Annotated in this window: 22 protein-coding genes; 20 read left to right on the top strand and 2 right to left on the bottom strand. The window is 43.5% G+C overall.

What is annotated here, in order from left to right; genetic code table 11:
- Positions 1 to 114: 114 nt before the first annotated feature.
- From C9991_RS10110 to C9991_RS10065, 10 genes are all read left to right on the top strand, one after another.
- Positions 115 to 777, top strand: a complete 663-nt coding sequence (locus C9991_RS10110; RefSeq protein ID WP_106812398.1) for a hypothetical protein — start codon at positions 115 to 117, stop codon at positions 775 to 777.
- Positions 778 to 787: 10 nt separating this feature from the next.
- On the top strand, positions 788 to 1957 hold the full coding sequence (locus C9991_RS10105) for a hypothetical protein (RefSeq protein WP_106812397.1): 1170 nt from the start codon (positions 788 to 790) through the stop codon (positions 1955 to 1957).
- Between the two features lie 17 nt (positions 1958 to 1974).
- The gene (locus tag C9991_RS10100; RefSeq protein WP_106812809.1) at positions 1975 to 3075 is read left to right on the top strand and encodes a helix-turn-helix transcriptional regulator; all 1101 of its coding nucleotides are present in this window, start codon (positions 1975 to 1977) and stop codon (positions 3073 to 3075) included.
- A gap of 288 nt (positions 3076 to 3363) precedes the next feature.
- Positions 3364 to 3549 carry a hypothetical protein gene (locus tag C9991_RS10095; RefSeq protein ID WP_106812396.1) on the top strand — a complete coding sequence of 62 codons (186 nt, stop codon included), beginning with the start codon at positions 3364 to 3366 and terminating at the stop codon, positions 3547 to 3549.
- A 108-nt stretch (positions 3550 to 3657) separates the two neighbouring features.
- Positions 3658 to 4788: a YeeR family protein gene (locus tag C9991_RS10090; RefSeq protein WP_106812395.1), complete on the top strand. Its 1131-nt coding sequence runs from the start codon at positions 3658 to 3660 to the stop codon at positions 4786 to 4788.
- 61 nt (positions 4789 to 4849) lie between these two features.
- Positions 4850 to 5713 carry a hypothetical protein gene (locus C9991_RS10085; protein ID WP_106812394.1) on the top strand — a complete coding sequence of 288 codons (864 nt, stop codon included), beginning with the start codon at positions 4850 to 4852 and terminating at the stop codon, positions 5711 to 5713.
- A 37-nt stretch (positions 5714 to 5750) separates the two neighbouring features.
- Entirely contained in the window at positions 5751 to 6383 is a 633-nt protein-coding gene (locus C9991_RS10080) for a hypothetical protein (protein WP_106812393.1), read from the top strand.
- A 23-nt stretch (positions 6384 to 6406) separates the two neighbouring features.
- Positions 6407 to 7012: a DUF4112 domain-containing protein gene (locus C9991_RS10075; RefSeq protein WP_232823304.1), complete on the top strand. Its 606-nt coding sequence runs from the start codon at positions 6407 to 6409 to the stop codon at positions 7010 to 7012.
- Between the two features lie 55 nt (positions 7013 to 7067).
- The gene (locus C9991_RS10070; protein ID WP_106812392.1) at positions 7068 to 8072 is read left to right on the top strand and encodes a WYL domain-containing protein; all 1005 of its coding nucleotides are present in this window, start codon (positions 7068 to 7070) and stop codon (positions 8070 to 8072) included.
- A gap of 285 nt (positions 8073 to 8357) precedes the next feature.
- Positions 8358 to 10085 carry an alpha-amylase family glycosyl hydrolase gene (locus C9991_RS10065; protein ID WP_106812391.1) on the top strand — a complete coding sequence of 576 codons (1728 nt, stop codon included), beginning with the start codon at positions 8358 to 8360 and terminating at the stop codon, positions 10083 to 10085.
- A 190-nt stretch (positions 10086 to 10275) separates the two neighbouring features.
- Here the strand turns inward: C9991_RS10065 and C9991_RS10060 are convergent, their stop codons facing one another.
- Positions 10276 to 11607 (bottom strand): MATE family efflux transporter, encoded by a 1332-nt coding sequence (locus C9991_RS10060; protein ID WP_106812807.1) that lies wholly within the window; start codon positions 11605 to 11607, stop codon positions 10276 to 10278.
- A gap of 153 nt (positions 11608 to 11760) precedes the next feature.
- On the opposite strand from C9991_RS10060, the gene C9991_RS10055 reads away from it, so the two are divergent.
- Entirely contained in the window at positions 11761 to 12450 is a 690-nt protein-coding gene (locus C9991_RS10055) for a DUF2461 domain-containing protein (RefSeq protein ID WP_106812390.1), read from the top strand.
- A 32-nt stretch (positions 12451 to 12482) separates the two neighbouring features.
- Here C9991_RS10055 and C9991_RS10050 read toward each other — a convergent pair whose 3' ends face one another.
- Entirely contained in the window at positions 12483 to 13622 is a 1140-nt protein-coding gene (locus C9991_RS10050; protein WP_106812389.1) for a site-specific integrase, read from the bottom strand.
- Positions 13623 to 14727: 1105 nt separating this feature from the next.
- Here C9991_RS10050 and C9991_RS10045 point away from each other — a divergent pair.
- The 9 genes from C9991_RS10045 (at position 14728) to C9991_RS10005 (ending at position 24599) form a co-directional block, all read left to right on the top strand.
- Positions 14728 to 14967 (top strand): helix-turn-helix domain-containing protein, encoded by a 240-nt coding sequence (locus C9991_RS10045; protein ID WP_232823302.1) that lies wholly within the window; start codon positions 14728 to 14730, stop codon positions 14965 to 14967.
- An 82-nt stretch (positions 14968 to 15049) separates the two neighbouring features.
- Positions 15050 to 18190, top strand: coding sequence for a DNA primase (gene dnaG / locus C9991_RS10040; protein ID WP_106812388.1), 3141 nt, complete (start codon positions 15050 to 15052; stop codon positions 18188 to 18190).
- Positions 18191 to 19149: 959 nt separating this feature from the next.
- Positions 19150 to 19743 (top strand): antirestriction protein ArdA, encoded by a 594-nt coding sequence (locus C9991_RS10035; protein ID WP_106812387.1) that lies wholly within the window; start codon positions 19150 to 19152, stop codon positions 19741 to 19743.
- 295 nt (positions 19744 to 20038) lie between these two features.
- Entirely contained in the window at positions 20039 to 20482 is a 444-nt protein-coding gene (locus C9991_RS10030; RefSeq protein WP_157949438.1) for a hypothetical protein, read from the top strand.
- A gap of 1 nt (position 20483) precedes the next feature.
- Entirely contained in the window at positions 20484 to 20897 is a 414-nt protein-coding gene (locus C9991_RS10025) for a hypothetical protein (RefSeq protein ID WP_106812386.1), read from the top strand.
- Positions 20898 to 21270: 373 nt separating this feature from the next.
- Positions 21271 to 22335: an ATP-dependent Clp protease proteolytic subunit gene (locus tag C9991_RS10020; protein ID WP_106812385.1), complete on the top strand. Its 1065-nt coding sequence runs from the start codon at positions 21271 to 21273 to the stop codon at positions 22333 to 22335.
- Between the two features lie 33 nt (positions 22336 to 22368).
- The gene (locus tag C9991_RS10015) at positions 22369 to 23331 is read left to right on the top strand and encodes a hypothetical protein (protein ID WP_106812384.1); all 963 of its coding nucleotides are present in this window, start codon (positions 22369 to 22371) and stop codon (positions 23329 to 23331) included.
- A 23-nt stretch (positions 23332 to 23354) separates the two neighbouring features.
- Positions 23355 to 23921, top strand: coding sequence for a hypothetical protein (locus C9991_RS10010; protein ID WP_094881873.1), 567 nt, complete (start codon positions 23355 to 23357; stop codon positions 23919 to 23921).
- A gap of 30 nt (positions 23922 to 23951) precedes the next feature.
- Positions 23952 to 24599, top strand: a complete 648-nt coding sequence (locus C9991_RS10005; RefSeq protein WP_106812383.1) for a phosphoribosyltransferase — start codon at positions 23952 to 23954, stop codon at positions 24597 to 24599.
- Positions 24600 to 24601: the final 2 nt, after the last annotated feature.

Raw genomic sequence — 24601 nt, 5'->3', positions numbered from 1 at the left:
TAAGGATATAATATTTTGTTAGACCGACAAAATGTTATATCTTTGCAATTGACAGAGGTAATAATCTCTGTATGTTATAAACTAACATTACTAAATAAACAACATATATAAGATATGATTAAAGACGAACAGATAGATAAGGAGTTGCAAGGGAAAGGTGTTAAATTCCTACCTTTTGTGGGCGACCAGTATTGGTACGGCATATCCTTTAACGATAATGGCGAGCTTGTGCTTGGGACGAAAGAAAAACCGGGAAAGAGAGTGTTAGTTCTTGGAGAAAGCCACTATTGTGATGAAGATTTAAGTGACGAAGAACTATCATCGTTTACAAGAAAAGTTCTGGATTGCTATTTAAATTCTGAAGAACGGTATAGTTGGATGAGAACCTTCGTTAAGTTTGAACGTGCATTGTCTAATACAGTCACAAAATTTGAAGATAGTAAAAACATTTGGAACCATTTAATGTTCTATAATTATCTCCAACGTCCATTGCGAGGAACACGAATGTCAGGTGATTCGGAAGATTATGAGGAAGCGAAGACTCCCTTCTTTGCCATTTTAAAGCTATATCAACCTGATTATATTATAGTTTGGGGACGTAGGCTTTTTGAGAATTTACCTAATGGAAAGGAAGGTAAATACATGCCTATTATAGGTGGAAATTCTTGGATTTATAGGATAAACGCCAAACAATCTATAAGTGTTTTATCTGTTGCTCATCCTTCTGTTGGTTTCTCTTGGAGATATTGGCATGAAGTTATTGTCGAATTTTTTTAAGTTAACAGTAATGAAACTAACTATTTTTGAAAAAGATTACTTGGGAATAAAAAATAATTCATATGTCATACGCCTATTTCATACACTACTTCAAAAAGTAGAGAGAGATCCTCATAGACAATGGACGCATAAATTGTTGCGTAATTATGTGAATGCTACATATGAGTTATGTACCTTTATAGGTAAGAGGAGTTCTGAACAATTAGGTGATTCATCAATAAATATTTGTGAAGATGATGATAGTGATTTGAAGATTTTTTTTACAGGTTTATATACTTCTGATACATATAATGGATTAAAGAACGGATTGTATTTTGTTGGTAATCCTACGGAAGGTTTTTCTGTTATGACAAGAAAGGATATCTTTGAAACAGCTAGTTCTGATGTAAAAAATGCATTAATGCAGATTAACCATAGAGATTCATTTGAAAATGAGTTGGTTGGTGAAGAGTCTTTGTGTATAAATGCAATAAAACCACCAAAAATAATGGATCCTAAAACAGCAAACTCAATAATAAAAGAACATAGAGCGAAAATAGATAAGATTTCAGAAATACTAGATCGGATTAAACAAAAAGAATCTTTTGATGAGATATTGAAAGAAGATGTTATCAAAGGTGTATTAGAAGAAAATAATAAAAAAATAGATTTATGTAAGAAATCAGAAATTATTGATGTGTTAAAAGAATTTGAAGACACATTAAAAGGAAACAGTTGGCTGCATATATTAAGAGATGGCATAGACAACCTTCCAACAGATTTTGTAAAAAGTTTCTTCAATAAGTCGTATGAAGTTTCAAACCCCCAAGCCATATATGAAAATAGAAAAAAATGGATTGAGGATTGCATAAAAAAATCTGCAGAGGATAGTACGGTTAATAGTTTTAAGTATTATCAAGAAATAATGTTAGAAACGATGCAACTAATGTTAGACGAGTCGAAAATTCATAATTTACCAGTTATGTTTTATAAAAAACAAAGATCGTATAACTATTTGTTGCCCATGTATTTGCAGAATTATGGAAAACCTGACTTTTGTATAGTATTGAAACATAAGAAAGAGAATGGTAAATATACTGGCGACTGGGAACCTGTTACCTCTTTAGACATGGATGAGGTATATTGTGATATTCGAGTGTTTGGAAAGGATGCGATAGAACGTGTCCGTGACTGGTGGTAATTAAAATAGGTGGTGAAATGCGTCAAGTAAAAGGCAATATTTTTAATGGAGATAGTTATAAAGCGATTTTTGCACGGGTAATCTACAAGCGGCTCATGAGTCGTGAGTGGGTTACTCTTGCAGAGATAATGAGTGACTATCATCTTGGAGAACCATGCGAGAATCCATCGAAAGAAGAGCACTATGGAGAGCTTAAAAAAGCTTTCGGCGAGATAAAGAAACTTGTTACTGAAAAAGTGGGTAAAGACAGCATTGAGGTAGAAGGTAACAATCGCAATCAACGTTTTCGATATAAAGGCAATATAGACGATCCCTTGTCCGACTTGTACAATTATGGTAGGGTTATCCGTGATTTGAAAACGTATTGGCAATTCTGTCAAGACTCAGCTGGCTTCTTTCCAATTACATGGTTGGATTATTTCTTTAAAGATAGTCTGGATTTACTGGAGATTAAAGATACGCAGAATAGAGGTCAACAGATATTAGAAGCAAGTGAAGATAGAAATCTCACCAATATAGAGTTGCTTCCATTTCTTTATGAGGCAATAAAAAGGAAGCAAGTTCTTGCTATCTGTTATATACATTATACTGATAGTATTAAGGAAGAACTGTCTTTGATAGTCTCTCCTCATTATTTAAAAGAATTCAATGGTAGGTGGTATTTGTTGGGTCATACAATAAATCATGAGGGAAAGGTATGGCGGCATCATATTGCTCTCGACCGTATTGTTGCTCGACCAAGAGAAATCTCGTCTGGGGTAACTTATGTGGAACCACAGGCTCATTATTATGAAAATTATTTCAAAAATATAGTTGGAGTTACTCATCCCAATAATGCCGAAGTAGTAAATGTGCATGTACGGGCCCACAATCATTATATGTTTATGCTTACGGAGACAAAAAAAATACATCTTAGTCAAAAAGTAGAAATACCTTTTGGTGAGTATATGGATGGTACATATGGAGAGTTTTCTGTTCAAGTCGAAGTGAATGACGAATTTGTAGGGCGCATCTTGCAAATGGGAGCAGGTCTAGAAATAGTTTCTCCACAGAATGTTCGAGAAAAGTTCAAAAGAAGAGTAGAAGCACTTGCAGATTTATATAAAAAACAGAAATAGGCTATAAGAATTGGTTCCTTTCTTCTTGGAACCAATTCTTTTTCATTTTTTCTTGCTAGTTTTGAAAAGTTTGCCCATCTTTGCAGCGCAATTCCAAACATAGGGAGTGCAAAGGTCTTTGACATATTGGAGATATATTCAGAATGGTGGACATGATTTGACATTTGATGTTGTCTAACACATGATGCGTTGTGTATATTATTTATTATTATTTTTTAATTTCATTAACCCGTTGGCGAATGACAGGTAATAATACTTGTTTGCAGCTGACACAAAAAACAACAAGTTATGAAACAGAACAACAGAAAAGAAAGTGTCATCAATGGTAAGAATGTGTTGAGAGCTGTAGCGTTGGCTAGTTCTTGTCTTGCAGTAGCAGCAATGCTTGCACCTGCAACTCCTGTAATCGGAGGAATTGGACTTGTTTGTTCTAAGACAATCCCATCTTGGTTGCGAGGACACGCATTCTTTTAATGCCCTCATTTTGCATCGCTTCTATACAGACGATGTTTGTGTAGAAGCATGCAAAAGATGGTAAGTGAGTTATGTGACATTTTGAAGAATCTTTAAAAAATCAAAGACATGAAAAAAGTAAACGACAAAACAGTAATCAATAGCGCGTCAGCAACTTGTAGCGCTCAGTCAACAAACAACTACATGCAGTACCCAAAGTACCGTAACAAGCAAGGACATGGCTGGGCTGCAGAAGATGCTAATGCAATGGCAGACCGTCTTTCTGGAAAGAAAGTAGAACAGGTTGGTCGTGACAACTGCCTTAACGGTGCAGATCGCATTAGCAATGGTATCGAAATTCAGACGAAGTATTGTTCTTCCCCATCTAAAACTATAGGGGCTGCTTTTTCTGATGGCTCGTATCGCTATGGTGGAATGAAACTTGAAGTTCCAAAGGAGCAGTACGATGAATGTGTTCGATTGATGGCTGATAAGATTCGTTCTGGTCAAGTTCCAGGTATAACAGACCCAGCAGTGGCAAAAGATATAGTCATTAAGGGCAATTGTACCTACAATCAAGCGGTGAACATTGCCAAAGCTGGAACTTTGGATTCTGTTAAGTTTGATGTAAAGACACAATCGGTTTCTTGTTCTATCACCTGTGGCTTTTCCTTTGTGCTTGGATATACTAATGCTATCCGTAGTGGTAAAAGTCATGGTGAAGCACTCAAAACAGCGTCTGTGCAAATGGCCAAGTCTGGAGGAACTTCTTTGGTTGTAGGTGTTGGAACGCAACAGTTACTCCGTACAACAGTTGGTCGATCCATGGCAGCTGCTGCAACAAGCTCTGCCAGGACCATACTTGATGTTGCAACAACAACTCAAGTCGGAAAGACTGTTGTCGAGAAGACGGCTTCGGCGTTAGTTGGCAAGGAAGTCGTTGGACAGGCTGCGAAGAATGTAATCGCTAAGGGTATGCGAACTAACATGATAACAGGTGGAATCATGCTGGCAGCACAGACGATACCTGATGCTGTGAAAATGTGTAAGGGAAAGATGTCGGCTGGCGAGTTTGCCGAAAACACAACAAGTAATGCAGCCGGAATTGGTGCAGGCTATGCTGGTGGAACCTTTGGCGCAGCGTTAGGAACTTTTGTTTGTCCTGGAGTTGGAACAGTTATAGGTGGACTTGTCGGTGGAGTTGCAGGTGGCCTTGCTGGTTCTTCCGTTGTACGTGGAGTATTCTCGCTTTTTAAGTGAGAATACTCGCAGTAAAGCATAAGGTTTTGAGTTTTTTGTAGAACACTTAGAAGGATAAATTATGAGCAAGATAGATTTAGTGAGCATATTAGTAAGACAACTTTGTGAGGAGGATGACCATGAGAGCGATTTGGCGGAAGATGCTTTGTACGATTTTGTAAGTAATCCTAATACATCACTTTCTGAAAAACAAGATGCATTAGCTTTGATAGAACGGAAAATCAAGCATATTGCTGAAGAGATTGGTTTCTTCGAGGAAGAAGATATTACAGTTAGGATAAGTGATAAGGATAAGCTTGCGCTATATTCGCTTCTTGTAGCTCGACGTTATCTGATGGATCAGATGATGGGTGAGCCAAGCAAGGATTACGTGGAACGTGTCTCTTACCAAAGTGATAAGTTGGCAATACTGATGGGCGAATGTTTGAAGCAAGGTACTGAGATGTGGAATGCTGTTAAGAATTCTTCATCTTTTAAGGCGAATGACTATTTGCAATATGGGGAGTATGTCTTAGAATATAAGGCTGATTCTTGTCAGGCGGTATTGGCTTTGGAAGACGATGATGTCTATGGTTCGGCTTTTCCTTTCATACATCGGCTGATTTACACTCTTGGTGAACAGATAAATCTGTTTGACAATAACTTGATGAAGAAAAAACTGATATTGGATGCTCTTGCAGATAAAGGTTGGGCTGCGGAGGATTTGCCATCTGAGGTCACTAGTTGGGATAAAAGTGTACTCTTTACTCCAGCTTTTGAAAAGATCAAGATATGTCCAGCACTACTTGCTTTGCATTCTTCTTTGCCTTACAGTATTCCAGATATTGTGAGAATGAACAACTTTGTTTGCAGAACAGCCATTACGTGCGAGAAAAGCTTTAGTGAAGATACTTACCATGTCAATGATGATATGATTGATATGTAAGTGTTTTGGGAGTAATAACAAATAAAAGATAGAAATTATGGAAAAGAATATCAAGAAAAGAGTATGTAGAGGGGCATTGGTATTGAGTGCCGTGTTGGTGGTAATATCGGGTTATGGGTTCTTCTTTAGCTCAAATGGCTATTGCCACAAGAAGAAGGAGGCTGCCAAGTTGGAATACCGCGAGAAGCAGCTGCTTTGGCGGAAATCGGAGAAGATGACCGAACAAGAGATGTTGAAGGACATGACCTTGATGGCCAATGGCGATACGGTATTAGTGTGTTGGGTCGTAAACATGCCGATAGCAGTATACCGTGACTTTATTCATGGAGCGGCTCAACCGAAAAGGTTCACTTGGGCCTATACGAGGTATTGGTATATGAAATCGCTCAGTGGCGGCAGAGAGTGGATGCGAGAATACACCAAAGACAGAAGCTACAGGGCTTCAATCTTTTGGGACAATGGTCGCTACCTTGTGCAGGAAGATACATTGAAGGACTATCGCAAGGAAAAGCCCATTCAGATTGAAGTGAAACAGAACGCATTGTACCCGGCTTTAGGAAAGCCATCGGATGAGGCTTTCGAGAAGTGGATAAGGGAATATAAATCGGGATTTGCGTTTCCACAGATAAACAATTCCAAACGCTGGATGAAGATACCATTCTTAGAATAACGTATACTCTAAATATTATTACTATGGACAAATTAGAAATATACAAGAACATCAAGACGATTGCTGATGAGCTCTGCAAGGAGGACAAGACGTATCTTCGTGCAGATTTGGCTTTTGAACTGAAGAAAGAACAGTCGAGGGCTGATAAAAAAGCTGCAAAACGTGAGAAGATGATGAACATGCCATCATATCGTCTGATGGTAGGTACGGCGAAGTATATGGACAAGTATTTCCTGGATCCTATTCTTGGCTTCATCCTTCCTGTCGGTATCGGTGATGCTTTGACGAGCGTGTTTGCATTCCCATTCATCTATTACAGTCTTTGCGTGGTTAAGTCTATTCCGCTGACTTTGGCTGTCATCTATAATATCTTGATGGATGTGCTGATTGGAGCCATACCTTTCTATATTGGTGACGTGCTGGATGTATTCAAGCGTTCGTATGTAGAGAACCTGAGATTGGTTACCGGGTATATCGAGGATGATAAGGAGATTATCAATAAGGTGAATAAGAAGGCATTCTGGACGGCTGTGTTCATTGTCGTGCTTTGCTGGTTGATTTATGTGGTAATTTCGTGGGCCATCAGTTTGGGAACCATGGTTTGGGATTGGATAGTTTCATTGTTCTAAAATATGAGCAGTAACATTTACAAAGATTTTTGAAGTAATAAGCAAAGAACGTGCAATGGACAATCGTGTAAAATTCTATAGTTGGCTGATTGGCCACTTGGATTGTAAGCATCTTACCTTTGAGGAGATTGCTGATGAATGGAAGGAGGCCCGTGCTAATCAGAATAATGATGTGCTAGACAAGCGTACCTTCCATCGTTATCGTGATAATATCCAGTCGCAGTTTGGCATTACTGTGAAATGCAACAAGAGCGACGGCTATCGGTATTATCTGAAGCGTGACCCCGTGGAAAATGACGATGTGACGGAATGGATGCTGAGTTCCTTGCGGTTGGCTTCGCTTGGTGATATGCTGAAATTTCACAATAAGGTGATGCTCGATACGCCGCCATACAACACGGAATATCTGGATGATATTCTTGCAGCGATAGATAAGCAATATCTGCTGAAGTTTAAGTATGTTTCGGGGTTCGGGGCAGAGAGCGATATCGTGCTGCAACCGGCTTTCGTGAGATACTTCAAACAACGGTGGTACGTGATTGGAGTGAAGAGTGAAGAACGAAGAGTGAAGAAACAACGTTCGGCGTCAGAAGGGAAAGCCAATTCAAGTGCTGAGGTTGATGAGAAGAAGCTCGTTCGCTGTCTTCCTTTCGACCGCATCAGTTTCCTTAAGCTTATTTGCGAGAAGCATCCGTTGTCGGCAATAATGAAGAAGTTCCTGACTCCAGAGAATTTTTATGAAGATTGCTTTGGCATCTATCGGATGGAAGATGTGCCCGTGGAGAAAATCCGCATCCGTGCCTTCTATCCGGAATACAACTACATCGAGGAGGTTCCGCTGCACGAGAGTCAGCAAAAAGTAAAGGAGTCGAAAGATGGAATGTATCGGGAATATACCCTCACCATTCGTCCCAGCCGTGATTTCCTTCAGGAACTGTTATGGCATGGCAGAAATATCATCGTACTGAAACCCGAGAGTCTGAGGCAGGAGATGATTGGTATCTTAAAGGATATGACGAAGAGTTATGAGACGGGCGAATGCCTGAATGGGGAGGAATAAGGGCTTAATATATGTAAGGAATGATATGGGCAATGACCCACATAGGATGAAGGGTGAAAATGTGGATTGTTTTTTCTGTTAAAGAAGAAAATTGTTTGATAATGAGGTGGTTATTGCGTTTTTTGTCGTTTTTGTTCCACTATTTTATTAATAAGGTTAGGAGATCTTGAAAAAAAACTATTAAATTTGTAATCGCAAAAATGCCAACTTGCACAATAAAATGCAGGATTTTAAGTTGTTATGAAAGAAATTTTTCTTGAATTAATAATAATGCTCATGAAAAGAATGAATAAAATGTTGTTGGTTGCTGCCTTGGCGGCAACCACACTTTCTGTTCAGGCAGAACAGAAGAAGGGACCGGCTTGGTTGAGTGATGCACTTTTCTATCAGATTTATCCATCTTCCTATATGGATACTGATGGCAATGGTATAGGCGACCTGCCTGGTATCACTTCCAAGTTGGATTACATCAAGTCTCTGGGTGTGAACGCCCTCTGGCTCAATCCGATCTTTGAGTCGGGATGGTTTGATGGGGGCTATGATGTCATCGATTTCTACAAGGTGGATCCTCGATTCGGTACCAATACCGATTTGGTTACTTTGGTCAATGAGGCCCATAAGCGTGGGATCAAGGTTTGTCTCGACCTGGTGGCAGGACATTCCAGCACCAAGTGTTCCTGGTTTAAGGAGTCTTCCGAGAAAGATCCTAACCAGCGTTACAGTGATTATTATATCTGGATGAATGATATCCCTGAGAGTGAGAAGAAAGAAATAGAAGCCCGTCATCAGGAGGCAAGTCCGGAGTCTAGTACCCGAGGAAGATATGTGGAGGCTAATGCTCCTCGTGCCAAGTATTATGAGAAGAATTTCTTCGAGTGCCAGCCTGCCTTGAACTATGGTTTTGCTCATCCAGATCCAAATCATCCTTGGGAGCAGGGCGTAGATGCTCCAGGACCACAGGCTGTCCGCAGGGAAATACGTAACATTATGGCTTTCTGGTTTGATAAGGGTGTGGATGGCTTCCGTGTAGATATGGCGTCATCGCTTGTCAAGAACGACCCTGACAAGAAGGAGGTTTCCAAGCTTTGGAATGAGATGCGTGCCTGGAAGGATAAGTATTATCCAGAGACCGTCTTGATTTCAGAGTGGGCTAATCCGCAGCAAGCCATTCCTGCCGGCTTCAACATCGATTTCTACATCCATTTCGGTCTCAAGGGATATGCCTCTCTGTTCTTCGACCGCAAGACTCCATGGGGCAAGTGGGAGCAGAGTTACCAGAACTGCTATTTCGACAGGCAGGGAAAGGGTTCGCTCAAGGAGTTTAGCGAGAACTATACCAAGGCATTCAATGCCACCAAGAATCTCGGCTACATCGCTGTTCCATCTGCCAACCACGATTACCAGCGCCCTAACATCGGTACCCGCAATACGCCAGACCAATTGAAGGTGGCGATGACTTTCTTCCTCACCATGCCAGGTGTTCCGTTTATCTATTATGGTGATGAGATTGGTATGAAGTATCAGATGAATCTCCCTAACAAGGAGGGTAGCAATGAGCGTTCGGGTACCCGTACTCCGATGCAGTGGACCAAGGGCAAGAATGCCGGCTTCTCTACTAGTGCACCTGATAAGCTCTACTTCCCTGTAGATACGGAAAACGGAAAGTTGACCGTTGAGGCTCAGCAGGGTGATCAGAATTCTCTGTTGTCATATACCCGTAAGCTGACCGCTTTGCGTCATTCTGCAAAGGCTCTTGACAATGAGGGAGATTGGAAGCTTCTGAACCAGAAGGGTCAGGAATATCCGATGGTATATGAGCGCACTTTGGGTGAGGAGAAGTATGTTGTTGTCGTGAATCCTGGTGCCAAGGCAGCCTCTCTCAATATCAGCTCCGTTGGTGGTAAGGCTGTTTCTGTTCTTTCCACAGGAAAGGTTGTGTATAAATCAGGAAAAAAGACTGATGTGATTAAAGCTTCTGGCATAAGTGCCGCCATATTCAAGGTGGAAAGATAGAGCTCTATCTCTATGGAAATGCGTCCGTATTGTGCGGGCGCATTTTTGTTTTACGGTCACGAATCATCTTCATCATACAGTTCTTACTACACGTCGTTGACCTACTTTTTACATGATTCTCATAACAAACAAGCAGCCTAAACGTGCCGATCATTACTGGTTTATAAATATGGAATCCGCATTGTGAAGCCTATGCCATATTCATCTCCCTTAAAGCTGTCCACACAATCGGAATGGTCACAACAAGAGAGATAATATCGCTCACAGCCTGGCAAATCTCCACTCCCAACAACCCGAAATAATGAGGAAGGATGATGATGAGAGGGATGAAAAACAATCCCTGACGCGAAGCTGCAAGTATGTTGGCACGTATTGTATTTCTGCACGTCTGCATCATCATGTTTGCCATCATCATAAAACTACATGCAGGGAATACTATCATCTGGTAACGCAACGCTTTAATACCTATAGCTATCACGTCCGGGTCGTTACGGAACAAAGCTACAGCCTCCTCGCTGAAGATGATTAGAACCACAGACCAGAACAAAAGAAATACTGTACCAATCTTTGTACTAAACCAAAATCCTTCCTTTACCCTATCATAGAGTTTGGCACCGTAGCAGAAGCCGCACATAGGTTGAAATCCCTGACCTAAGCCAATAATGACGCTAAAAATAAACATGCCTATACGCGTAACGACACTCATCGCAGCAATGGCAGCATCGCCATAGTTACCGGCAACGCTGTTCAGAGCGATGCTGCTAATACTTGCAAGTCCCTGGCGAGAGATGGAGGGTGTTCCTCCGGCGATTATTTCCTTCACAAATCTTACCTCAAAGGAAATCTTGCGATGACTGTAATGAATCACGCCCTCCTTTCTACTCATAATAAGCAGAATTACAAATCCACAAAACTGACCTATAACAGATGCCAATGCCGCTCCGCGAACGCCCATGGAGAAGCCGAAGATGAAGAGCGGATCCAGCAGACAATTGATGATAGAGCCGCCTACCACCCCATATACCGAATACTTGGCAAATCCCTGAAATCGCATCTGGTTGTTGATACAGAAAGTACCCATGATAAAAGGCGTGCCCAGTAGACTGATGCCCAGATACTGACATGTATAAGGCAGAATGGTGGGTGTACTGCCCAGAAGAATGCTGATAGGTTCAAGGAAAAGTAAGCCTGTCAGCATTATCCCGACGGAAAACACCAATGTGTAAAAGAGCCCCGTACTTGCCATCGTCTCTGCATCCTCCGTATTCTGAGCACCAAGCTGTCGGGAGATATAGTTGCCCGAGCCATTGCCGAAGAAGAAAGAGAACGCCTGTATGAAGAACATCACGCTGAACACTATACCTACGGCTGCTGTTGACTGCGTGTCTATCTGCCCAACAAAAAAAGTGTCGACCAGATTATACACACTGGTCAACAACATAGATATGATTGTAGGAATAGCCATTGCGCCTATCACTCGATGGACTGGCGCATGGGTAAGAAACTGATATTTTTCGTTCATATTGTTTACTCCATTGCTGTTTGTCTTCATAAAACTACTGCAAAGATAAGCACTTTCTTTCATCTAAACAAACAAGAATTTTGTATTGTCTTCGTTTTACACTATCTTTGCACACATGAAGAGTAGAAACGGAATAATAAAAACACATACATCATGAAAGAAATACTGAATTTCCTTCGCGATTTAGAAAAGAACAACAATCGCGTATGGTTTAACACAAATAAAGAGCGATACCAAAAGGTATTAAAGAAATGGAACGCATTCTGCGAAAGCCTCATTACTGAAATCGGACGTTTTGATGCAGACATCGCTCCTCTGACAATCAAAGACTGTACGTATCGCATTTACCGCGACACAAGATTCAGCAAGGACAAGTCACCATACAAAACTCATTTCGGAGTGTTCATGGCAAAAGGGGGTAAGAAGTCAATGCATGCAGGATATTATTTCCATATCGGAACAGGCAATGGCCAAGAATATCCACATGCCCACATGCTTGCTTCAGGCAACTATTGCTACGACAATAAGACTGTCAAGATATTGCGTGAAGATATTAGCGACGAATGGGAAACATTCAGCACCAGCATATTAGGGAAAGCCGACAGCCTGTTTGTTCCTGACATGGAAGGAGCACTAAAGCGCATACCAAGAGAATACGACCCGAATGCGCCATACGCAGATTGGATGCGAATGAAAGCCTATTGTTTGACTGTCAAAACCGACGACAACTTCTTGCTTGAAGATAATCTTGCTCAGCGTGTGGCCGAACTGTTCAAAACCACCAAACCTTTTGTAGATTATATAAACCGTGCCGTTGACTACGTGAAAGAAGAAATAAAATAAGGTAGCGACTATAAAGCCACTACCCAATCATATTAGATTTTATCCTCTAGAGCATCAAAAGCAGAACGAACGTCACGGCTGAGAGTGCGTGCATAGCGTTGAGTCTGACGAAGATTAGTATGCCCGAGAATTTTGGAGATAACATTGATAGGCATACCCTTGGAGAGAAACATGGTGGCAGCTGTAGCTCGTCCCATATGGCTGTGAAGGTTATCAACACCTACCATTGAGCCTATAACCTTAAGAAAGTCGTTGTACTTCTGGTTGCTAATCTGAGGCAGCTTGTTGTTGTACTTATTTAGTATCTCCACTACCTGGGGAAGGAGTTGGAGAACAAAGTCGACATCGGTCTTAACACGGCGGTTGTGATAGAAGAACTTTCCGTCTATAAGGTTGCATTTGCAGAAATCAAATGCCATAAGGTCGGAATAGGCCAAACCGGTGTAACATTGGAATAGAAAGAGGTCGCGTACCTTAGCGAGGTGAGGATTGGTAACAGCGAGTGAACGAATAGACTCGAATTGTTCAATGGTGAGGCAATCGACGTAATGTTTATCGCCGCGAGGTATTTTGAAGCTAAGACGACGATACGGATTGTCTTGCACAAGATTGTCTATTACTGCATCGTTGATGAAAAGTTTAAGAGACTTGTGGTAGTTGTATATAGTAGCCAATCCCATCTTGCGAGTATGCAAGTATTCATCCATGGCACGAATCTTGGCTACGGTAAGGTCTGAGAAAGAGATTATCTTACCCCATGAGCGCAAGAAGCGAGTAAAGACACGATAACGAGTCCTTGTACTTTCTGAGACACAACGTGCTGCTGTACGCTGCTCACAATAGGTAGGGAAATCTATTTTCTTGGCAGGTTCACCCCGGAACATACGAGTAAGTAGGTTAAAGTCAAAGCCATCCTCGTCATCATAGGCTTTGTTTACAATCTTATAAGCTTTGGCCCTGATTGCAGTCAGACATTGGTTTAATTCCATTCTGTCGGGATGGCGAATAACCTTACATTCCTGATAATCCCATTCGTCTGCAAACACCTTAATGCCTGTAGAAAAATACTTCTGTTGGCGATTCATACAAAAACGAACTTCAACATAACCTTGCTTTCCGCTCTTTGTAGCGTGTTTTCTGTCATAAATAATATTAAATCTTAAAATTGCCATAATGTATATAAATTATAAAATGTATGTAATGTTTCCGTAATACACGTATTTGGTAATACATTTTAGACGATTTGATAATACATTAGTAAATTTTTATCAAAAAAAGTTTTTAAAGGTGCAAGAAAGCCGATAAATGCAAGTATACCTGACCTTTGTGACGTAAACTTGTTTATAAATAAGGTATGCAGACTTAACTTATTAATTATCAATGATATGCAAAATAAAACACCGATAAATGCTTGTTAGATAAGCATTTATCGGTATTAATCAAATTTGAAGCATTTTTTCGTTGTGATTCCGTTGGAATCCAAGTGATCCGCTTGGAATCCAAATTCTAACGCCGTTGTAATCCTATGTAAATCACATCATTACAGGGCTTTAGACGGAAATTTTTATCTTCTACAAAACAAACGTCAAAGTAGTTTTTTTCAAAGTGTCACACAAGTGTCACACATTTTACCTACTTACGTGCCTACATACATACTGAAAGCAGACAGACGTTTAGATTTTGAACTATTATTTTAAAGAACTCTTTTTATTGCTTTACTATCGACAAGTATCATTATGTCGCATAGAAAGTGTTAAATAGTAGGTATGTAGGTACAAATAGTTTACATTTTGCGAATTTATCTTTCTTTTTCCTTATAATTTTGCCGACGAAAGTTCGACAAGTGATAAGGCAGGCTGCAAAAATTCGGGTGATGTTCTTCTCGTAGAATATCCTCTATATAACAATGCAAAGATACGAAAAAAGTGCGATATTACCAATGGTTTTCACGCTTTTAACCTTTACTTTGATATAGGTCTAACCCGACATGGAATTCATTACAGACGGACTAATTAATAAAACAGCAAAATTAGTTATCTATGAAAATAGAAAGAGTGACAAATATCACAGAGTGGGTTAATAGTATCAACCCCGGAGAGGTGAAGTCTGCCTACCTCCCTTGTGACAAAGTGCAGTCGTTGAACTGCCTTGCTTCACGTCACAATCAAGGCAGAGGCAAGCAGAGAGGCAAGTTCGTACACTATCATTATTGTTCTGACTTAGAGGTTGCGACAATAATTTGTGAAACAAGAGAAGATTATCTAACAAATAGAGAAAATGGAGAAGAGAACAGTTGGAAGACCCAAATCCCCAAGGATTTCAGATGATGACATGAAGAAGATTGTCATTGACCAGGAAGAGACCGTCATGAGTGTCGCAGCACTGGCTAAAGAGCTTGGCATATCGACACAAGCAGTAAGAAAACGGATTGAGCGAAAACTAATCCCTGCTCATAAAAAGGGTCGCTTATGGTACATTCTGAAGAGTGAATACATAAGCGCTATCAGAGCACTGTAGAATCATCCTCAATATAACTGTTAAGTCCCTATATCCAGTGTCGGGAGACAGCGGATATAGGGCATTATTTCAACACCAAATTATGATACGACAAGAAACCATCGACACCATCTTGGAGCGCACGGACATCGTGTCGCTCATCGGCGAACACGTCCACCTACGGAAGTGTGGCACGCGCTATGTCGGCTGCTGTCCGTTCCACAACGAGAAGACGCCTTCTTTCTATGTTTCTCCACAGACCGGCAGATTCAAGTGCTTCGGCTGTGGTGAGGGTGGCGATGCCATCCACTTCATAGAAAAGGTGGAGAACAAAACATTCATTGAAGCCGTCAAGACGTTGGCACAAAAGGCTAACGTGGAGATTGAGGAGAAGCAGGAATCAGCGGAGGCAAAGCAGAAAAGACTGCATAAAGAGGCTCTATGGATAGCCAACAAGCAGGTAGCCGACTTCTACCGCAAGCAGTTCCTTCAGTCGAAGGAGGCGCAAGCGTATGCCTACAGCCGTTGGGGAAAGGACTACTGCACTCTCAAAGAGATTGGCTATGCGCCAGCTGACGGGCACGCCCTGCAGCAGCTTCCAGTAAAGGCGGACTTCCTGAAGGAGTTGGGGCTTCTCAATCGTGGTGGCTATGACTTCTACCAAAATCGTATCGTTATACAGATACATGACCGTTTCGGGCATGTAATCGGCTTCACCGCTCGCTGCATGGATGAGCAGCAACCCAAATACCTGAACAGCTCGGACTCGCTAATCTTCCACAAGTCTACGGTACTCTTCGGCATCGAGGATGCGTGGAAGACGGCGGCGAAGCAGGATAAGATGTTTCTCGTCGAGGGGGCACCGGATTGTATGCGCCTACAGTCTATCGGCATATACAACACGGTGGCTGCGCTCGGATCGGCGTGGAACGAAACGCATTTCTCCACCATCAAGCGCATCGCAAGCAAGGTGTGTTTCCTTCCTGATGCTGACCCTCCCAAGAACGGAGAACCGTTTGGTCATGGCATACAAGTCGTCATGGAAGCTGGCACACTCGCTATGGAGTCCGGAATGTCGGTGAGCATCAAGGAAATCCCGGACACGGACGACAACAAGAAGCAGGATCCGGACACGTTCTTCAAAAACGCCAATATCTTCAACGGCACGGAGGAGACGGACTTCATTCTTTGGATGGCTGACAAACTTTTTCCGCAGACGAACACCACGGAGGAGCAGCGACTGACCATCAAGAAGATTGCTTATCTCCTGTCGCTGATTGACGATGAGACGGGCGTGTCCATGTATATCGGCAAGCTCACGAAGTATTACCAGGGCAGACGGTTGTGGCTCCAGGCGGTGGATAAGGAGCGTAAGCTGCGTGAGGAGCAGGACAAGAAGCATAAGGAGCAGGACGAGGATGACCTAAACCACAAATACGGCTTTTACATTGACCACGGCTGCTACATGTCCATAACGGAGAAAGGCAGTGTCTACGAGTGGTCGAACTTCACGATGGTTCCGCTGTTCCACATTAAAGATACAACAAATCCTAAACGTCTATATAAAATAAAGAATGCAATGAAACATGAGGAAATCTTGGAACTGAAGCAGGAGGATCTTATCGCTCTCGCTAAGTTCAAGCAGAAAATTGAGGGCTTGGGCAACTTTATCTGGAAAGGAACAGAGAAGGAACTGACAAAGCTGAAGTCTTACCTTTATGAGAAGACGGAGACGGCAACGGAAATCACTCAAATGGGATGGCAACGTGCCGGATTCTACGCTTTTGGCAACGGTGTTTTCCACGACTGTCATTTCATCCCTGCTGATGAATTTGGCATAGTACGGCTGAAGGATAAGGGCAACTTCTATCTGCCATCCAGTTCGACTATCTATAAGAACGACCCGAAGCTCTTTACGTTTGAGAAGCAGTTTGTGCATCTCAATCTTTCTTCGGTCACTCTGAAGGAGTTTACAGAGCAGCTGTTCAAGGTGTATGGGGACAATGGACGTGTTGGCTTCTGTTTCTATCTCGCCACGCTCTTCCGCGACGTGGTGACTTCTACTTCTGCCAACCACTGGTTCCCTATCCTCAATCTATTCGGTCCGAAAGGTAGTGGCAAGTCGGAGCTTGGCCACACGCTGCTTTCGTTGTTCACTATCAGCTACACGGCACCGAATATCCAAAACTCTACGCCATCGGCTCTGAACGACACGGCGGCGCAGTCGGCTAATGCCCTGGCGCATATTGACGAGTACAAGAACGATATCGACCCGAAGATGATTGAGTTCCTGAAGGGTCTGTGGGACGGCACCGGTCGCACTCGCATGAATATGGATCTTGACAAGAAGAAGGAGACGACTGCGGTTGACTCCGGCATCATCCTTTCTGGTCAGGAGATGCCGACATCGGATATCGCTCTCTTCACCCGACTCGTCTTCCTGCAGTTCCCTCGAAGTGAGTTCTCGGACAAGGAGAAGCAGAATTACAAGGTGCTGCTTGAAATGCGCTCGCTGGGACTGACGCACCTGACTCTCGAAATTCTCAAACAGCGCAAGCACTTTGAACAGACGTGGTCGACGGCGTTCCATGACACGCAGAATATCGTCGGCAACGCTCTCGGTGGCGAAAAGGGCGAGGACCGTATCATGAACAACTGGTGTGTGCCGTTGGCTGCGCTTCGGGTGCTCCAAAAGATCATCCCTACGCTGACTTTCGACGAGATGCTGCAGGTCACCATCGAGGGGATAAAGAAGCAGAATGGTGAGTGCAAGACTAACGGTGAACTGGGCAACTTCTGGAACGTGGTGCAGTATCTTGCAAGCGACGGCGAGCTGATTGAGGGTGGCGACTTCTTCATCCGCTATTGCAGCAAGTTCAAGACGGACATCATCAATGCCACTTGGCAGACTGAACGTCCGGTGCTCTTCCTGCAGAAGACGCGTATCTTCAACCTCTACCGCAAGGAGGGACGACAGGCTAACGAGAAGGTGCTACCTACTGATGCACTGAAATACTATCTTCAGAACAGCCGTGCCTATCTGGGCGAAAAGGTGGCGCGATTTGATGTGTATAAGAAGGGCATCATCCAGTACGACCATACCAGGGCTGCTATGGGTAGCACGCCTCCAATTCTTACCATGACACAGCGTGCCTACTGCTTTGACTATGACTTGCTTTGCGAGACGTTTGGCATCAGTCTGTGGACTGCGCCTGACCATTCTGACAGCGACGAGCCATTCTAAAAAGCGGTAGCTTACTACGAATATATTTCTTTTCAATAGGTATCATAATCAGGTGGACTGCCGGGGCGATTGCATCGTCTCGGCGGTTTTTATTTTGCGGAAGACATGGCCATCCTCTGCGATGTACTCCGTTTTTTCAGAGGTCTTGCACACGATTTGTAATCTACCTACATACATATTGGTAGCCCATCACACACTCCAAAAGGCATAAAGTGGTAGTCATTGACTATATATATGGAGAAATCCTCATTGTTTTTGCCCTCATTCATTTTTCAGAAGAGAAATGCTGTAATTGTTGTAACTTAATGTAACTTTCTGTATGTCATTTATTTAGGTAGGCTATTATCTTGTAATTTCTTATAACTTCTTGTAACATTTCATTATGCTTTCTAAATACCAAAAGGGAAATAGGTACTGAAAATCCTTATTTTTAGTTGTAGTCCGGCTTCTCCTCCTCTGCTACTGCTTGCTTTCTAAGCGGTATCGTAAGTGTCACCATGCTTCAGGAGAACGTGCCTGGCACTCGTGAGCCTTTTCGTCATTGTTCTTCTTTGATGTATGTGCCACATGCCAGGCTTTACCCATCGATAATCAAATGAAAGAGGTATTGCTGACTCCTTTTTTATTGCTCCGCTCTTGTGGACATAGGTGATGGATTTCTACTGCATAACATTCAAATTGTCAGACATGCAGCCCTGGTTTCGTTCATGGGATTTTTCCGCGTGCAAAGTTAGCGCAAGCGACATTCTGCAAGGGCACGGTGCAGCCTTAGCTCGAATATTTTTTCAAGATTTTGGGGTGCGGTAGCTCCTGGTCCAAATTCTCGTTCCGCCAAAGGTGAAAAATTATTCGGCTATCTCTTGCCTTAAATGTCTTCTTCTTGCGCTGGGTAAGGCAGCGTAAAAAGTCCTCATTCCGAGGGCTGCATCTAAAAGTCTAACAATTTAAATTTCTAAGTTATGCAAGAAATGGTTTTAACATCACCTAAGTCGGCTCACAAGAGCATGAAGGAGCAGTTTGAGAGTGTCAGCAGCTATATCGTTGATTATCTCTGGGATCAGCCTGCCATCTACTGTGGCACATACAAGAAGTACAATGAAGGCTCACTCTTCGGTGCCTGGCTCGATCTCCGCACGTTTGACTCTTACGAGGAGTTTATCGATGTATGCAAGCAGCTTCACGCTGATGAGGAGGATCCGGAGCTTATGTTTCAGGATTATCAGTGCTTCCCTGCTGAGTGGTATTCAGAAAGCTGTATGGATGAAGAGGTTTTCGACAAGATAATAGCTTTCATCCAAATGGATGATGACAAACAGAAAGCGTTTAAGGCTTATGTTTCCGCCACAGGCGATGACAGCATTTCGGATTTTGAAGATAGTTATGAGGGCGAATATGATTCGGAAGAGGATTTCGCCACACACATCGTCAATGAGAGCTATGATTTGGAGCGCATGATGGGCAATCTCTCATATTACTTCGATTACAAGGCGTTTGCAAGGGATTTGTTCATCTCGGACTACATCTTCGAGGATGGCTACGTCTTCCGCAGATAAAGGTGGAAGCCGGACGAGGCAATCGCCTCGCTCCGGCAGCCCACCTTTTTATGGCGCAACCTTTGAAATATATTCTCCGTAATGGGTGTTCCATCTGAATAGTGTCTATCTATCTACCTACCTACCAAATAACAAACCTTAAACGTTCCATCCTTTCCATACAGCCTACACAAAACTATAGTATCTTTGTGCTCGTAATCAATTTACAAGTATTATGAGCGACTATCACATCTATATCAAAATGCCTTCTTATCTGCGCCAGTGGTTCGTACATCGGCACAGTGGCACGGAACCAGTGCGTCTAAGAAACGGCAGCATCGAGTCAAAACTTATAAAGCTCGCTGTTGTCAAACCGCCTGTTTCTGCTGTTCCTACAAGGCAACGTGAGGATGAAGTCGCCATTTGTATTCCGTATTCCAAGACTCGCGACCCTCGTATTTACAATCATATCACGGACACTGGTAAACGTGCGCTACTGGAAAACGTGAAGAACTCATTTGATGTAGACTGCTGGACGTTCCTGCATGACTTCGGCAGGATCGGCAAACAGCAGAAAGACCTCATTTATCTCTACATGGAGCAACGGGGCATCAAGGAGGACGGCACTTGCTGGGACTCCATCGCGAAAATATACCAACGCTTGCGTAAGAATTATCTTACTAACCAATGCAAGCGAAAAAACAGCACGATAAAAAACGGTAGCAATAACAAGGTTGAAACTGAAGAAATAGTAGAATAATATGCAACGTCTTCCCGGAATCATCAATATATATTACGTGCTTGCCTCGTCGCTCATGGCAAGCATCACACAGAAAGCGTTGGCGGATGCTCCTGTCGGAGTGTTCGCTGACACTTTCCTTGTGCCACATATCGGGGACGCAATTTGTGAAATGGAGACGCAGTTTGACAATAACGACACTTTGGAAAAGGTGAAACTCTCTTTCTCTACTACTTCGCAGCTGCCAACTCATGAGCATCTTGCTTTCGTCATCCAGACGGTGGATGGAAAGCAGTATCTCATCGGCACGGCTGACAAACCTTATCCTGTTATCAAGGTAGACGACTCCACAGGAAAAGTGGATGGTGATTCGGCTGCTACGAAATACACCATATCTTATACAAATAAAGTGGCACTGGTGCCATGCACGGCGTGATGAGCGCTTTTTTTTATGCCTTTTTGTAACATTTTGTATGCAGTTGAAACATTGCCCAAAAACTTAAAACATTGATAATCAACATTTTCTTTCTTTGTTTACAATGTTACAAAAGATACAGCCGAAATCGGTTCAATTTTCAAAATCACGTTTTTTCTTCCTCAGCCAAGTGTATGTTTTTGCCAACAGCAACACAACTCCTATGAAAAGCAATCCAAACATAAGGACTATTGCACTAACGACAAGCAAATATCCTAACGTAAATAATAGTTTCGCCCATGGTTCCATAACTTTACTTTTTTGCAAAGTTACACCTTTTCTGTCTTTCTACCACTATATATAACAATGTATCTTTGCCTAAAAATGAAACATCATGGCAAAGACAAAATACAATCTCCATCTTAAAGGCTACGTCGGTGGTTGGGACTTCGATTCTGACTACGTCGATTTCGTCCTAAACAAGAACACCGACAAGGAGGTTGCTGTTCTCATCGACTCTCTCGGCGGACAGCTCAACACCGCTCTCTCAATATCATCTGCATTCAGGCGACACGGCAATGTTCACGTCCACTTTGTGGGCATGAACGCCAGTGCCGCCACCATCGCGTCTATGGGCGCAAAGCGCATCACCATGGATCACTCGGCTATGTATCTCGTGCACCAATGCTCACAATCGTTCTTCGAGTGGGGCAGCTTGAACGCTACGGATATGCAGAATCTCATCGACAATCTGGAGAAGCAGAAATCTGACCTTAACAAACTGGATGCCAACGTCGCAGAAATGTATGCCGGACGATGCAAGAAGAAATCTGCCGACTTGCTGGAACTCATGAAAATGGGTGGATGGCTGACGGCACAGGAGGCACTGGCTTGGGGATTCGTTGATGAACTCACGGAGTTTGATGATGAGTCGGCTCCAGTTCTTACGGAGGCTATTGCTGCGGACTTTACCGCTCACGGCATACCGCTTCCTAAGATGCTGACCGACACGAAGTCGGAAGACATCACGGCGTTCAGACGATTCCTGCAGGCTTGTGCCTCTGTTTTTCACTCGCAAGAGAAACCAAATAAAATTGTTCCAACCATATCTTCTGAAGAAAAAATGAAAAAGACCTATTCTAACATTTGCAAGACTCTCGCTTGCGACTCGCTGGAAGCTAACGACGACAAGGTTACGCTTACCACGGCACAGCTCGACTCTATCGAGGCGGACATCACAGCGAAATACAAGGAAATCACCACTCTCTCGGCTGACGTTGACCGCCTGACTAAGGCTAACAGCGATTTGGAGGAGAAACTGAAAAAGCTCCCTGCTGACACCACTAACACGGTTGTTGATGACAAGAAGGACGGTGGCACCAATACCGAAAAATCTGACATCGAGAAGTTCTACGACACCACCAACTCCGCCCAGGCACTCTTTGACTCATTACCATAACAACTCAAAAATCATAATTCAAAACTCCATATCATGGCAGGAAAACTACAATTTACCCTACAAGAATACAAGGATGCTGCTCGAAAGTGGCGTTCTGACTTCCTTCGTCTGCCGATTATCGGCTGCGACGAGACTCTTAAGTTTATGACCGGTCGCCCTGGCATCCGCTACAAGGAGAGTGTGGGCACGCTCAACGCTTCGGCCCAGTTCGCTCCTTACTCGCCAACTCGCTCGGAGGACGTGAACTTGCAGCTGGACTTCCGAACGCTTGAAACGTTCTTCGGTTCGGTGGTCGCGAAGTTCGAGCCTAACTCGGCTATCTCTACGCTCCTCGGCACTGGTGCCACTAAGGGCGACGGACAGAAGTCTGTGCCTACGGCTCGCGAGGTGCTTGGACTTATCGCCAAGTCGCTCTCCGAAAAGCTCAATGATGCTATCTGGAGCGGTGTGCGCAACGCAAGCGGTACTACCACCCAGGATCTTTTCGATGGCTTCGACACCATCACAAAGAAGGAGGTTACTTCCGGTGCTCTCGCTAAGGAGAACGGCAATTACCTCAAACTGACGGATGCCATCACCTCTGCCAACGCCGTGGACGTGGCTAAGGAGATTCTGTTCTCGCTCGACCCTCGTCTTCGCTCGCAGACTCTCTTCATGTTCTGCTCGCAGGACTTCGTGGATAAGTATAACGAGGGTTATCTGCTCACACACAGCGGTATTCCATATAACACGCAGTACAATCAGCCTACTGTCGAGGGTTCTAACGGCAAACTCATCTTCTGTCCGCTTGCTAACAAGACGGACTCGAAGTATATCCATATCTCGCCAAAAATCAATATGCTTTATGGATATGACCAGATGGGCGACGTGGAATCTGTTGACGTTGAGCGTTTCGATGCGTTCCTTCTCTCGTACATCGCCACCATGTTCTTCGGTGTACAGTTCGAGTCTATCGACAAGCGACGCTTGAAGGTCGTTGAACTGGCTGGCTTATAGTCTAACTCTTAACAATAGTAATTATGGCAGCATCTAATACAGACGTACAAAAATCTCTTGCATGGGCGATGGGCACACCGGAACTTCCTGGTGTGCGTCGCCGTGTGTATTATACATCCAAGAATGACATTCTTGTTTGGCCTAAACTTCCTCATAACGAGGTCGGACGTGTTACTTCTTCTGTCTATGACGGCTCCTTCACGTTGAAGGAAAACGCTGTATGGAAATACATCGACATCCTTCCTGAGAAGTCGCAACTCACAAGTGAGGCACAGGGTGAACTGCCGTCACAGACGCAGCTCAACAAACTCGTGGCGGTGCATCCATCGGTAAGCGAGGCGGCATCGGCTGCAGCTGCTTACCTCAATAACAACGACAACGTCTTCATCGTCGAGGACATGAAGGGCAAGCATCGTGTCGTGGGTTGTGACAAGTGGACTACCAAGACCACCGTCACGCAGGATCTCGGACAGGGTGCCACTGGCACCACTGGCACCACTATCAACGTGGAGGCATCGGACGAGTGTCCGGCTCCGTTCTACACTGGCACTATCACCACTGAGGACGGCGACATTGATTGCGCAGCGTAACGGCGAGTAAAGTTATAATCATAGTTGACCATGGACAAGCGGACTCCGATAGACATGCAGGAATTCTTGAATGACATTTCCGTGCCGGACTTATCGGGTCCGCTTGATCTGTCTTCACCCACTGCAGCGCATGAACAGAAGGATATATTCGCCATCGAGAAGCGTAAGGCATGGGATAAGTCGGTCGAAGCGCGGTGCGACTTCATCCGACGCGTCCGGCTTACTCGACGGGCGGACACGTTCTTCATCTCTCTATGGCAGAAGTCGCTGTATGGCAGAACGCTGACGGATATCAAGGGCGACGATAGTATGGTGGCGTTCTTTGCTGATAGCATCTCGCCACTTATCCGTGACATCCTCGGTGAGGAGCTGAACACGGGGGCATGGTGTATTGTCACCACTCCCAAACGTCGCCATCTCGTCAAGAACTTCGCCACTCGCATCAGCGAAATGATTGCTTCCCAACTGAACATCCCGTTCTACGAGGATGTTGCTTTCTGCCATTCAAAGCAGCGTATTGGGGCGGTATTCACCATGAACAATCTCCCAAAAGAGCCTAACTGCATCGTCTTCGACGACTTCGTTACTACAGGCTCTACGCTGAAGGCAATGCGCAATGTGCTTACCGAACATCACAAGAATTGTGTGTTCTTTACTGGTATCAATAATAAATTGTAATC

This window comes from Prevotella merdae (genome assembly GCF_900290275.1).
In the GTDB taxonomy this organism is placed as follows: Bacteria; Bacteroidota; Bacteroidia; order Bacteroidales; family Bacteroidaceae; genus Prevotella; species Prevotella merdae.
Note: the sequence above shows the minus strand (reverse complement) of the source record. Positions and strands in the feature narration are given on the sequence as shown.